Here is a 12,663-nt window from a genome sequence, read left to right on the forward strand (position 1 = left end):
CATTTGTGCTACTGAAATCAGTAGCCGTATTAACGATGTTCCGCTGTAATTTATTAAGACTTTATAAGAGCATCTGTTTAAAGGAGAGAATTTAATATGCAACAATTAATCGCAGAAATTACAAAAGGCCAATTAAAAACTGACCTTCCTTCATTCCGTCCTGGTGACACTTTACGTGTACACGTAAAAGTTGTTGAGGGAACTCGTGAAAGAATTCAGCTTTTCGAAGGTGTTGTAATTAAACGTCGTGGTGGCGGAATCAGTGAAACATTCACAGTTCGTAAGATTTCTTACGGTGTAGGTGTTGAGCGTACATTCCCAGTTCACACGCCAAGAATCGCGAAAATCGAAGTACTTCGCCGTGGTAAAGTACGTCGTGCTAAGTTATACTACTTACGTAACCTTCGCGGTAAAAAAGCACGTATTAAAGAAATTCGATAAGACATGTATGGGAGCTTGTAAATGCACAAGCTCCCTTTTTCCAATCTATATGAAATTTTGGTATAATACGAGCAGTTTACATAACCGTGGAGGGGAAATGCATGAAAAAAGAGAAGAGTTCACTTTGGGAATGGATTAAAGCAATTTTGATTGCTGTTGTATTAGCTGGTGTTATTAGACAGTTTTTCTTTGCGCCAATTCTCGTAGATGGGGTATCGATGGCACCTACTTTACATGATCGTGATCGAATGATTGTGAATAAAATTGGTTATCACATTGGAGATCCAAAACGCTTTGATATTATCGTATTTCGAGCAACAGAAGATAAAGATTACATTAAGCGCATTATAGGCCTGCCAGGCGATGAAATAGAGTATCGTAATGATAAACTGTATGTTAACGGAAAGGCTTATGAGGAGCCGTATTTAGACAAGCAGAAAAAGCAAATTGCTGATGGACCGCTTACATATGATTTTAATCTTGAAGAAATGACAGGCAAGAAAACCGTTCCAAAAGATCAATTATTTGTTTTAGGTGATAATCGTCGTTTTAGTAAAGATAGCCGTTCAATCGGTACGATTTCAATGGATCAAGTAATTGGTAAAGCTAATATGTTATATTGGCCGTTAGAAGACGCACGTATTGTGAAATAAATGAAAAAGAAGGTGGCAACATGGTAATTCAATGGTTTCCAGGGCATATGGCGAAGGCTAGACGCCAAGTAACGGAGAAATTAAAATTAATTGATGTTGTAATTGAACTTGTAGATGCTCGATTACCATTATCATCTCGAAACCCAATGATTGATGAAATCATTACACATAAGCCAAGGCTTGTTGTTTTAAATAAAGCGGATATGGCGGATGATCGTTTAACAAAACAATGGATCGCATATTTTAAAGAAAAAGGCCATATGGCAATTTCGATTAACGCGCAAGCTGGACAAGGTATGAAGGAAATTGCAGCAGCTTGTAAAGTGCTTGTTAAAGAAAAATTTGATAAAATGGTTGCAAAAGGTATTAGACCGAGAGCGATTCGTGCATTAATTGTAGGTATACCAAATGTTGGTAAATCTACATTGATTAATAAATTGGCAAAGAAAAATATTGCTAAAACAGGAGATCGTCCAGGTGTGACAACAGCTCAACAATGGATTAAAGTTGGGAAGGAAATGGAATTGTTAGATACACCAGGTATTCTGTGGCCTAAATTTGAAGATCAATTAGTGGGTCTTCGTTTAGCGACAACGGGTGCAATTAAAGATTCAATTTTAAATTTACAAGATGTAGCTGTTTACGCATTACGTTTTATGGAGAAACATTATCCAGAACGCTTGAAAGAACGCTATAATTTAAATGAGATTCCAGAAGATATTGTGGAATTATTCGATGCAATTGGAAAAAATAGAGGCTGCTTAATGGGCGGCGGAATGATTGATTATGATAAGACATCTGAGCTTGTGCTTCGTGAGCTTCGTGGTGGCAAACTTGGAAAAATGACGTTTGAAACACCGGAAGAGTTTGGAGAGCAAGTGGAAGATGTGGAAAAAATAGAAGAAGTATAAGACGTGCGTTTGTGCGTCTTTTCTTTTTGGATATGTTTAAAAAGGAGCTTGTATAAATGCAAACTATGACGATAAAAGAAGCGGAAAATGTATTGAAAGAAATTATGAATGAAGAAGATGATCGCTTTCAACTGTTAATGAAAGATGATCGAAAAGGTGTTCAAAAGCTCGTTTTGAAGTGGTATAAACAAAAAGAGTTAGAACAGAAAGAAAAAGAGAAGTTTTTTGAAATGTCCAAGTATGAAAATGCTTTGCGTGAAAAAGGGGTCACATATATCGCGGGTATTGATGAAGTAGGGCGTGGGCCATTGGCTGGGCCTGTTGTGACGGCAGCTGTCGTTCTTCCTGAGGATTTTTATATTCCAGGGTTAAATGACTCGAAAAAGTTGAGTGAAGCGAAACGTGAGCGTTTTTATGATGAAATAAAAGTACAAGCAATTGCAATTGGAGTAGGAATTGTATCACCGCAAGTTATTGATGATATTAATATTTACCAAGCAACGAAACAAGCGATGTTAGATGCAGTTGCAAATTTATCTTGTACACCCCAACATTTATTAATTGATGCGATGAAGCTTCCTACACCAATTCCGCAAACATCAATTATTAAAGGTGATGCGAAAAGTGTTTCGATTTCAGCAGCATCCATTATAGCAAAAGTAACGAGAGATCGTATGATGAAAGAACTGGGAGAGAAGTATCCTGAATATGGATTTGAGCAACATATGGGATATGGCACAAAGCAACATTTAGAGGCAATTGAAGTGCATGGAGTACTAGATGAACACCGCAAGTCATTCGCACCAATTAAAGATATGATTCAAAAATAAGCTGTAAATATACAGCTTATTTTTTTATTTTGGCATATAAACATTACTATTTTCGAAAAAGAATAAAGCGATTTCAGTTTTCTGACACTTTATTGTAGACAGCGTGCCAATCATCTTATACAATGGCAATGTAATGTTTTTTAAACATTAAAAAACTTTTCGAGTAAAACAGGAAAACAGGGGAGGATGGGACCATGAATATCCATGAGTACCAAGGTAAGGCAGTCCTTAGAAGCTATGGGGTTAGCGTTCCGAACGGGAAGGTTGCATTTACAGTAGAAGAAGCTGTAGAAGCAGCGAAAGAATTAGGAACAGATGTATGTGTAGTGAAAGCACAAATTCACGCTGGTGGACGCGGCAAAGCTGGCGGAGTAAAAGTTGCAAAAAATTTAGATGAAGTTCGTACATATGCAGAAAGCATTTTAGGAACTACACTTGTGACACATCAAACAGGTCCTGAAGGTAAGGAAGTAAAACGCTTACTTATCGAAGAAGGTTGCGATATTAAAAAAGAATATTATGTAGGTCTAGTTTTAGATCGTGCAACTTCTCAAGTTGTTTTAATGGCGTCTGAAGAAGGCGGAACAGAAATTGAAGAAGTAGCAGAAAAAACACCTGAAAAAATCTTTAAAGAATATATTGATCCAGCAGTAGGCTTGCAAGGTTTCCAAGCGCGCCGAATTGCATTTAACATCAATATTCCAAAAGAGCTTGTAGGACAAGCTGTGAAGTTTATGATGGGCTTATATCGTGCGTTTATCGAAAAAGATTGCTCTATCGCTGAGATTAACCCACTTGTTACAACAGGCGAAGGTAAAGTTATGGCATTAGATGCAAAATTAAACTTTGATTCTAATGCGTTATATCGCCATAAAGACATTTTAGAGCTTCGTGATCTTGATGAAGAGGATTCAAAAGAAATTGAAGCTTCAAAATACGACTTAAACTACATTCCTTTAGATGGAAATATCGGTTGTATGGTTAATGGTGCAGGTTTAGCGATGGCTACAATGGATATCATTAAACATTACCACGGTGACCCAGCTAACTTCTTAGATGTTGGTGGCGGTGCAACTGCAGAAAAAGTTACAGAAGCATTCAAAATTATCCTTTCTGACAAAAATGTAAAAGGTATCTTCGTTAACATTTTTGGTGGCATTATGAAGTGTGATGTTATTGCAGAAGGTGTTATTGAAGCAACGAAACAAGTAGGTCTTGAGTTACCTTTAGTTGTACGTCTTGAAGGCACAAACGTAGAACTAGGTAAGAAAATTTTAAATGAGTCTGGCTTAAATATTGTTGCAGCAGAATCTATGGCAGACGGTGCACAAAAAATTGTTTCACTAGTGGGCTAATAGAAAGCGGGGGAGAAAAATGAGCGTATTAGTTAATAAAGATACAAAAGTTATTGTTCAAGGTATTACAGGTTCTCAAGGTTTATTCCATACAAAACAAATGATTGAATACGGTACGAAAATTGTCGGTGGTGTAACACCAGGTAAGGGCGGCACTGATATTGAAGGTGTACCAGTATTTGATACAGTAGAAGATGCAGTGAAAGCAACAGGCGCAAACGCTTCAGTTGTATACGTTCCACCCGCTTTTGCGGCAGATGCAATTATGGAAGCTGTTGATGCAGAAATTGATTTAGTAGTATGTATTACTGAAGGGATTCCTGTATTAGATATGGTAAACGTAAAGAGATATATGGCGGGTAAACATACACGTTTACTTGGACCAAACTGCCCAGGTGTAATCACACCAGATGAATGTAAGATTGGTATTATGCCAGGATATATTCATAAAAAAGGTCATGTTGGTATCGTATCTCGCTCTGGTACATTAACTTATGAAGCTGTACATCAGTTAACACAAGAAGGTATTGGCCAATCTACTGCTGTAGGTATCGGCGGAGACCCTGTTAACGGTACAGACTTTATTGATGCGTTAAAAGCATTTAATGAAGATGAAGAAACACATGCTGTAATTATGATTGGTGAAATCGGCGGTACAGCAGAAGAAGAGGCAGCTGAATGGGTAAAAGCTAATATGACAAAACCTGTTGTAGGCTTCATTGGTGGTCAAACAGCGCCTGCTGGCAAACGTATGGGCCATGCTGGTGCAATCATTTCTGGCGGTAAAGGAACTGCTGCTGAAAAGATTAAAACAATGGAAGCTTGTGGCATTAAAGTAGCTGAAACTCCAGCAGTTATGGGAGAAACGCTAATCTCTGTTTTAAAAGAAAAAGGTTTATTTGAGACTTGTAAAAACTATTAATCTGTTGAAAGACACCTTCTTACTTGAGGGTGTCTTTTTACACTTTTTTCTGTTTACATAATAAAAATTATGGGTAAGGAGAATCAAGATGAAAAGAGAGAGATTATTACATCTTCATTACTTGCTAGCAGATTATTGGAAAGCGATGGAGAGGCTACTATATGTCGATCCAGAATTAAAGAACATATATAAATTTAACGAAAAACAAATGGAACACTACACTGGAATATCCTCGAAAAAATCTTCAGAACTAGTAAAATTTCTTCAAAGTTCAAATCTTCCGCAATATATATCTTATTTAGAGAGAAATCGTATTTTTTATATAACGATATGGGATGAAGATTATCCGCAATTATTACGTGAAATACAAGACCCTCCCTTCGTTTTATATGGAAAAGGAGAGAAAGATTTCCTGAATAAAGTAAATAAATTAGCAGTTGTTGGAACGAGAGAACCATCATTATATGGTCATGAGAGTTTGAAGTTTATTTTACACCCCTTATTAGAAAGAGAGTGGCTTATTGTCAGTGGGTTTGCAAAAGGGATAGATACAATGTCTCATGAGATTACAGTAAGGCATCATCGCCCGACTATTGCGATATTAGGGCATGGATTGTCTTTTATGTATCCGAAAGAAAATAGACATTTATATGAAATGTGGAAGGAATATATATTGTTATTGACAGAGTATCCGCCGCACTATGCACCGAAAAAATGGTATTTTCCAAAAAGGAACCGGATTATTAGTGGTATAAGTAAAGGTGTTTTAGTTGTAGAAGCGAAATCGAGAAGTGGAACACTTATTACTGCAGACCTTGCGTTAGAGCAAAATAGAGAGGTGTTTGCGCTTCCTGGACCTATATTTATAGAGGGGGCATCGGGAACGAATCATCTTATTCAGCAAGGAGCAAAACTAGTAAGAAATGCAGAAGATATCTTGGAAGAGATTTTAAATTAATCTTATATTTTTATGTTTTTATTAAACAATTATTGACAAATGGTAGATTGGCACTGTATGGTATATTCATTCTTGATTGACAAAAACAAGAGAAATCAATAAGATTAATGAAGACTTGAATCCACCTCTTAAGGAGGCACTAGCATGTCAGATTACCTCGTAATCGTGGAGTCGCCTTCTAAGGCGAAGACCATTGAGAAATATTTAGGGAAAAAATACAAAGTTGTCGCGTCTATGGGACATGTTCGCGATTTGCCAAAAAGTCAAATGGGGATAGAAGTAAAGAACAACTTCACCCCGAAGTATATTACCATTCGTGGTAAAGGTCCCGTCTTAAAAGATTTAAAATCAGCGGCGAAAAAAGCAAAGAAAGTCTATCTCGCGGCCGATCCAGACCGTGAAGGGGAAGCGATTGCTTGGCATTTAGCGAATACGTTAAATGTGGACGTTGAATCAGATTGTCGGGTTGTGTTTAATGAGATTACGAAAGATGCAATCAAAGAATCATTTAAACATCCTCGTGCAATTAATATGGATTTAGTGGATGCACAACAAGCAAGACGTATACTTGATCGTCTTGTTGGTTACAATATTAGTCCTTTATTATGGAAGAAAGTAAAAAAAGGATTAAGTGCAGGACGTGTACAATCTGTAGCAGTTCGTTTAATCATCGAGCGTGAAAGGGAAATTCAAAACTTTGAACCTGAAGAATTCTGGACAATTAAAACAGAATTTGTAAAAGGAAAAGACACATTTGAAGCAAGCTTTTACGGTGTAGATGGTGAAAAAGTTCAATTAACAAATGAAACGCAAGTGAATGAAATAATTGAACAGATGAAAGACAATGCGTTTTCAGTTGAAAATGTAACGCGCAAAGAGCGAAAACGTAATCCTGCATTACCGTTTACAACATCTTCCTTGCAACAAGAAGCAGCACGTAAGTTAAACATGCGAGCAAAGAAAACAATGATGCTTGCACAGCAATTGTATGAAGGGATAGATCTTGGAAAACAAGGAACTGTAGGTCTTATTACGTATATGAGAACTGATTCAACACGTATCTCAGAAACAGCTCAAACAGAGGCTCGTACTTACATCACTGAAGCGTATGGTACGGAATACATAGGAACAGAAAAGAAGAAAGAAACGAAAAAGTCAAATGCACAAGATGCGCATGAGGCAATTCGTCCTACTTCAGTAATGAGAAAGCCAGAGGAACTAAAAAGTTTCTTAGGTCGTGATCAACTTCGATTATATAAATTGATTTGGGAGCGATTTGTTGCAAGTCAAATGGCGTCTGCTATAATGGATACTGTGACAGCGAGACTCATTAATAACAATGTTCAGTTCCGTGCAAGTGGATCGGTTGTAAAGTTCCCAGGATTTATGAAAGTGTATGTAGAGTCAAAAGATGATGGTGCTGAAGAAAAGGATAAGATGTTGCCACCTTTAGAAGTAGGGGAAACTGTATTTTCAAAGGATTTAGAACCAAAGCAACATTTTACACAACCTCCTCCGCGCTATACAGAGGCTCGCCTAGTAAGAACACTTGAAGAACTTGGAATTGGAAGACCGTCAACATATGTACCTACACTTGAAACAATTCAAAAGCGTGGGTATGTAGGTTTGGATAATAAACGCTTCGTTCCGACTGAACTTGGTGAAATAGTAATTGAACTTATTTTAGAGTTTTTCCCAGAAATTATTAACATTGAATTTACTGCCAATATGGAGCAAAGCCTTGATGAAGTAGAAGAAGGAAATGCGAATTGGGTAAAAATTGTTGATGATTTCTACGTAGGTTTTGAACCGCGTTTAGAAAAAGCGGAAAAAGAAATGCGTGAAGTGGAAATTAAAGATGAACCAGCTGGGGAAGATTGTGAATTATGTAATCACCCAATGGTCTTTAAAATGGGTAAATACGGGAAATTTATGGCTTGCTCGAATTTCCCAGATTGTCGTAATACAAAGCCGATTGTGAAAGAAATCGGTGTTACTTGTCCAAAGTGTGATAAGGGTCAAATTATTGAACGCCGTAGTAATAAAAAGAAACGTCTTTTCTATGGGTGCGGTACGTATCCGGAATGCGACTTTGTATCTTGGGATAAGCCAATTGGTCGTAAGTGTCCGAAGTGCGAAGGCATGCTTGTAGAGAAAAAGTTGAAAAAAGGCGTGCAAGTACAATGTATTTCGTGCGATTATGAAGAAGAACAACAAATGTGAGCGTAACTGCTCACATTTTTTTCGGGAAGAAAAGGAAAGGTGATATAAATGACAACACAAGTAGTAAACGTCATTGGCGCAGGTCTTGCAGGAAGTGAAGCGGCTTACCAAATTGCAAAACGTGGTGTCCAAGTTAGATTATATGAAATGAGACCGGTAAGGCAAACGCCAGCTCATCACACAGATAAATTCGCTGAATTAGTATGTAGTAACTCACTTCGTGCAAACACTTTAACAAATGCAGTTGGAGTTATTAAAGAGGAAATGCGCTTAATGGATTCTGTAATTATTCGTGCGGCGGATGAGTGCTCTGTACCAGCTGGAGGTGCTTTAGCTGTAGATCGTCATGAGTTCGCAGCTAAAGTAACAGAATACGTAAAGAACCATCCAAATGTAACTGTAATGAATGAAGAAATTACAGATATTCCAGAGGGACCGACAATTATTGCTACAGGTCCATTAACATCTCCTGATCTTTCTGCAAAATTGAAAGAATTAACAGGAGAAGATTATTTCTACTTCTATGATGCTGCAGCCCCAATCGTAGAAAAAGACAGTATTGACATGAATAAAGTATATTTAAAATCGCGTTATGACAAAGGTGAAGCTGCATATTTAAATTGCCCAATGACAGAAGAAGAGTTTGATCGTTTTTATGAGGCTCTAATTGCTGCTGAGACAGTGCCTTTAAAAGAGTTTGAAAAAGAAATTTTCTTTGAAGGTTGTATGCCAGTAGAAGTTATGGCAAATAGAGGGAGACAGACGTTAGTATTTGGACCTATGAAACCTGTTGGATTGGAAGATCCAAAAACAGGGAAAACGCCATATGCTGTTGTTCAGTTACGTCAAGATGATGCAGCGGGAACTTTATACAATATCGTAGGTTTCCAAACTCATTTAAAGTGGGGACCGCAAAAAGAAGTGCTACAGTTAATTCCGGGATTGGAAAATGCAGAGATTGTACGTTATGGTGTAATGCATCGTAATACGTTTATTAATTCACCTAATTTGCTTCGTCCAACATATCAATATAAACAACGTGATGATTTATTCTTCGCTGGTCAAATGACTGGAGTAGAGGGATATGTTGAATCAGCAGCATCAGGATTATTAGCAGGAATTAATGCTGCGCGTCTTGTGCAAGGTGAAGAGCCAGTTGTATTACCGCCAGTAACTGCGATGGGTAGCATGGCAAATTACATTACGGCAACGAACGCTAAAAACTTCCAGCCGATGAATGCGAACTTCGGTCTATTTGCACCGTTAGAGAAGAAGATTAAAAAGAAAGCAGAACGAAATGAAGCGTACGCAGCACGCGCTTTAGAAACGATTCGAAATTTTGTAAATATTTAGTTAAATTTCTTGCAAAGGCTACTAAGTTGTGATACGATTTAGTAGCCTTTATTGAGGTGAGTTGTGTGAATGTGAAGAAATTGTTACAATTATTCGTTGGATATTTACAAATTGAAAGAAATTATTCAAAATATACAATTGCAAGTTATCAAAATGATTTAGAACATTTTGTGCAATTTATGGAACGAGAAGGCATATCCTCTTTTTTAGACGTTACATACGCGGATGTTCGTTTGTACTTAACGACGTTGCACGATGAAAAGTTAGCCCGTAAATCTGTCGCAAGAAAAGTATCAAGCTTACGAAGTTTATATCGTTTTTTGATGCGTGAAGGTTATCGAAAGGATAATCCGTTTGCACTTGCGTCACTCCCCAAAAAAGAATTGTCAATCCCAAAGTTTTTATATGCTGAAGAGTTAGAGGAATTATTTGAAGTTTCTGACACGGAAACGCCATTAGGCCAAAGGAATCAAGCTTTATTAGAGTTGATGTATGCGACTGGGATCCGTGTGAGTGAATGTGTCAATTTACAACTTACCGATATTGACTTTGCGGTGGGAACAATTTTAGTAATGGGAAAAGGAAAAAAACAAAGGTATATTCCGTTCGGAAGCTATGCGCAAGATTCTTTAATTACTTATATAGAGAATGGGAGAAAACAGTTAGTTAATAAGACTGACGAAGATTCTCATATGGTATTTTTAAATGCGAAAGGTACACCGCTAACAAGTCGTGGGGTTCGTTATGTTTTAAATGAACTCATTAAAAAGGCTTCGCTGACAATGCGGATAAGTCCCCATATGTTAAGGCATACATTTGCTACACATATGCTAGATGAAGGGGCGGATTTACGTACTGTACAGGAGCTATTAGGCCATGAAAATTTGTCGACGACACAAATTTATACGCATGTCTCTAAAGAAAGATTGCGTTCTGTTTACATGAAGCATCACCCGCGGGCATAAATTGCTTTAAAAGCTATAAAAACAAATAAAGGAGTTTTTTCTATGGGAAATTTCCACGCTACAACGATATTTGCAGTTCATCATAATGGAGAATGTGCAATGGCTGGAGATGGCCAAGTGACAATGGGAAATGCTGTTGTAATGAAACATACAGCTCGTAAAGTTCGTAAACTTTTCCAAGGTAAAGTTTTAGCTGGTTTCGCAGGATCAGTTGCTGACGCATTTACTCTTTTTGAAATGTTTGAAGGGAAATTAGAAGAGTATAATGGCAACTTGCAGCGTGCTGCTGTTGAAATGGCAAAACAATGGCGTGGCGATAAAATGTTACGTCAGCTAGAAGCGATGCTCATTGTCATGGATAAAACAACTATGCTCCTTGTTTCAGGTACAGGAGAAGTGATTGAACCGGATGATGGTATTTTAGCAATTGGATCTGGTGGGAATTATGCACTTTCTGCAGGTCGTGCTTTAAAGCAATATGCAAGTGAACACTTAACAGCGAAGCAAATTGCGAAAGCGAGTTTAGAGATTGCTGGCGATATTTGTGTTTATACGAATCACAACATAATTGTTGAAGAATTGTAGAATCGTAAGGGAGGCATTTTATATGCATTTACATTTTACTCCGCGCCAAATTGTGGAAAAATTAGATCAATACATCATCGGTCAAAAAGACGCAAAGAAAGCGGTTGCTGTAGCGTTGAGAAATCGATATCGCCGCAGTAAATTAGCTGAAAATTTACGTGACGAAATTGCACCTAAAAATATTTTAATGATTGGACCGACAGGTGTTGGGAAAACAGAGGTAGCACGACGAATGGCGAAACTCGTTGGAGCACCTTTTATTAAGGTTGAGGCTACAAAATTCACAGAAGTTGGATATGTGGGTAGAGATGTAGAGTCGATGGTACGTGACTTGGTGGAAACATCGGTTCGTATCGTAAAAGAAGAAATGGTAGTGAAAGTTCAAGATAAAGCAGAAGAGCAAGCGAATCAACGTCTTGTTGAAATTTTAGTGCCGAGTCCGGAGAAGCAATCTGGATTCAAAAATCCATTAGAGATGCTTTTTGGAGGCGCTCAAAATTCGAATCAAACGTCTGATACACAAGAAGATGTTGAAATCGAAAAGAAACGTCAAGATGTAGAGAGAAAGCTTGCTGCAGGGCTTCTTGAAGAAGAAATTGTATCGATTGAAGTGACTGAACAACAGTCTTCCATGTTTGATATGTTACAAGGAACTGGCATGGAACAAATGGGAATGAATTTCCAAGATGCGCTAGGAAGTTTTATGCCGAAAAAAACGAAAAAACGTAAACTTTCTGTAAAAGAAGCAAGAAAACTCTTGACAAATGAAGAGGCACAGCGCTTAATTGATATGGATGAAGTTACACAAGAGGCTGTTTATCGTGCTGAACAGCTCGGGATTATTTTTATCGATGAAATTGACAAAATTGCTGGTAAGCAGTCGAATAGCGTAGATGTATCACGTGAAGGTGTGCAACGTGACATTCTGCCAATTGTAGAAGGGTCGAATGTTGCGACAAAATACGGATCAGTAAAAACGGATTATATTTTATTCGTTGCAGCTGGAGCGTTCCATATGTCTAAACCGTCGGATTTAATTCCGGAATTGCAAGGGAGATTTCCGATTCGAGTAGAATTAACAAAATTATCGACAGACGATTTTGTTAAAATATTAATCGAGCCTGACAATGCGTTAATTAAACAATATATGGCATTATTAGCGACTGAAGGTATAGAAATTGAATTTTCAGACGAAGCTATTCGTAAGATTGCTGAGATTGCTTATCAAGTTAATCAGGATACAGATAATATTGGAGCAAGAAGACTTCATACGATTATGGAGAAGCTCCTTGAAGATTTATCGTTTGAAGCATCTGAAATTACGTTAGAGAAAATAACGATAACACCTCAATACGTTGAGGAGAAATTAGCAACAATTGCTAAAAATAAAGATGTGAGCCAGTTTATTTTGTAATAGTGTCATCAGGTGACTCGCCCTAGTTTCCAAGTGATGAAAAAATATGTGAG

General features: G+C 37.6%; 12 protein-coding genes. All 12 read left to right on the plus strand.

Annotated elements, in window-relative coordinates:
• Positions 1-96 precede the first annotated feature (96 nt).
• On the plus strand, positions 97-441 hold the full coding sequence (gene rplS, locus ACTFRU_RS17040) for a 50S ribosomal protein L19 (RefSeq protein ID WP_001186516.1): 345 nt from the start codon (positions 97-99) through the stop codon (positions 439-441).
• Between the two features lie 101 nt (positions 442-542).
• Entirely contained in the window at positions 543-1,094 is a 552-nt protein-coding gene (gene lepB, locus ACTFRU_RS17045; protein WP_000711853.1) for a signal peptidase I, read from the plus strand.
• Between the two features lie 20 nt (positions 1,095-1,114).
• A complete protein-coding gene (gene ylqF / locus ACTFRU_RS17050) occupies positions 1,115-2,005 on the plus strand; it encodes a ribosome biogenesis GTPase YlqF (RefSeq protein ID WP_000236704.1) in 891 nt (296 codons plus the stop codon).
• A 56-nt stretch (positions 2,006-2,061) separates the two neighbouring features.
• The gene (locus ACTFRU_RS17055) at positions 2,062-2,835 is read left to right on the plus strand and encodes a ribonuclease HII (protein WP_001194265.1); all 774 of its coding nucleotides are present in this window, start codon (positions 2,062-2,064) and stop codon (positions 2,833-2,835) included.
• Positions 2,836-3,029: 194 nt separating this feature from the next.
• Complete coding sequence (sucC, locus tag ACTFRU_RS17060) at positions 3,030-4,190, plus strand: ADP-forming succinate--CoA ligase subunit beta (protein ID WP_001020791.1); 1,161 nt, start codon at positions 3,030-3,032, stop codon at positions 4,188-4,190.
• Between the two features lie 19 nt (positions 4,191-4,209).
• A complete protein-coding gene (sucD, locus tag ACTFRU_RS17065; RefSeq protein WP_000115178.1) occupies positions 4,210-5,112 on the plus strand; it encodes a succinate--CoA ligase subunit alpha in 903 nt (300 codons plus the stop codon).
• A gap of 88 nt (positions 5,113-5,200) precedes the next feature.
• Positions 5,201-6,070, plus strand: coding sequence for a DNA-processing protein DprA (gene dprA, locus ACTFRU_RS17070; protein WP_000818043.1), 870 nt, complete (start codon positions 5,201-5,203; stop codon positions 6,068-6,070).
• Between the two features lie 144 nt (positions 6,071-6,214).
• Positions 6,215-8,293 carry a type I DNA topoisomerase gene (gene topA, locus ACTFRU_RS17075; protein ID WP_001286963.1) on the plus strand — a complete coding sequence of 693 codons (2,079 nt, stop codon included), beginning with the start codon at positions 6,215-6,217 and terminating at the stop codon, positions 8,291-8,293.
• Between the two features lie 48 nt (positions 8,294-8,341).
• The gene (gene trmFO / locus ACTFRU_RS17080; protein WP_088361889.1) at positions 8,342-9,646 is read left to right on the plus strand and encodes an FADH(2)-oxidizing methylenetetrahydrofolate--tRNA-(uracil(54)-C(5))-methyltransferase TrmFO; all 1,305 of its coding nucleotides are present in this window, start codon (positions 8,342-8,344) and stop codon (positions 9,644-9,646) included.
• Positions 9,647-9,711: 65 nt separating this feature from the next.
• Complete coding sequence (gene xerC / locus ACTFRU_RS17085) at positions 9,712-10,611, plus strand: tyrosine recombinase XerC (RefSeq protein ID WP_001101243.1); 900 nt, start codon at positions 9,712-9,714, stop codon at positions 10,609-10,611.
• 42 nt (positions 10,612-10,653) lie between these two features.
• Positions 10,654-11,196, plus strand: a complete 543-nt coding sequence (hslV, locus tag ACTFRU_RS17090) for an ATP-dependent protease proteolytic subunit HslV (RefSeq protein ID WP_000526272.1) — start codon at positions 10,654-10,656, stop codon at positions 11,194-11,196.
• Positions 11,197-11,218: 22 nt separating this feature from the next.
• Positions 11,219-12,610 carry an ATP-dependent protease ATPase subunit HslU gene (gene hslU, locus ACTFRU_RS17095; protein ID WP_000550078.1) on the plus strand — a complete coding sequence of 464 codons (1,392 nt, stop codon included), beginning with the start codon at positions 11,219-11,221 and terminating at the stop codon, positions 12,608-12,610.
• Positions 12,611-12,663: the final 53 nt, after the last annotated feature.

The organism is Bacillus cereus group sp. MYBK220-1 (genome assembly GCF_051916445.1).
In the GTDB taxonomy this organism is placed as follows: domain Bacteria; phylum Bacillota; class Bacilli; order Bacillales; family Bacillaceae_G; genus Bacillus_A; species Bacillus_A cereus.

Bases quoted from the DNA above. Each gene is read 5' to 3' on its own strand.
- hslU (WP_000550078.1), top strand. From the start codon at position 11,219: ATGCATTTACATTTTACTCCGCGCCAAATTGTGGAAAAATTAGATCAA.
- rplS (WP_001186516.1), top strand. From the start codon at position 97: ATGCAACAATTAATCGCAGAAATTACAAAAGGCCAATTAAAAACTGAC.
- sucC (WP_001020791.1), top strand. From the start codon at position 3,030: ATGAATATCCATGAGTACCAAGGTAAGGCAGTCCTTAGAAGCTATGGG.
- lepB (WP_000711853.1), top strand. From the start codon at position 543: ATGAAAAAAGAGAAGAGTTCACTTTGGGAATGGATTAAAGCAATTTTG.
- trmFO (WP_088361889.1), top strand. From the start codon at position 8,342: ATGACAACACAAGTAGTAAACGTCATTGGCGCAGGTCTTGCAGGAAGT.
- dprA (WP_000818043.1), top strand. From the start codon at position 5,201: ATGAAAAGAGAGAGATTATTACATCTTCATTACTTGCTAGCAGATTAT.
- ylqF (WP_000236704.1), top strand. From the start codon at position 1,115: ATGGTAATTCAATGGTTTCCAGGGCATATGGCGAAGGCTAGACGCCAA.
- ACTFRU_RS17055 (WP_001194265.1), top strand. From the start codon at position 2,062: ATGCAAACTATGACGATAAAAGAAGCGGAAAATGTATTGAAAGAAATT.
- hslV (WP_000526272.1), top strand. From the start codon at position 10,654: ATGGGAAATTTCCACGCTACAACGATATTTGCAGTTCATCATAATGGA.
- topA (WP_001286963.1), top strand. From the start codon at position 6,215: ATGTCAGATTACCTCGTAATCGTGGAGTCGCCTTCTAAGGCGAAGACC.
- sucD (WP_000115178.1), top strand. From the start codon at position 4,210: ATGAGCGTATTAGTTAATAAAGATACAAAAGTTATTGTTCAAGGTATT.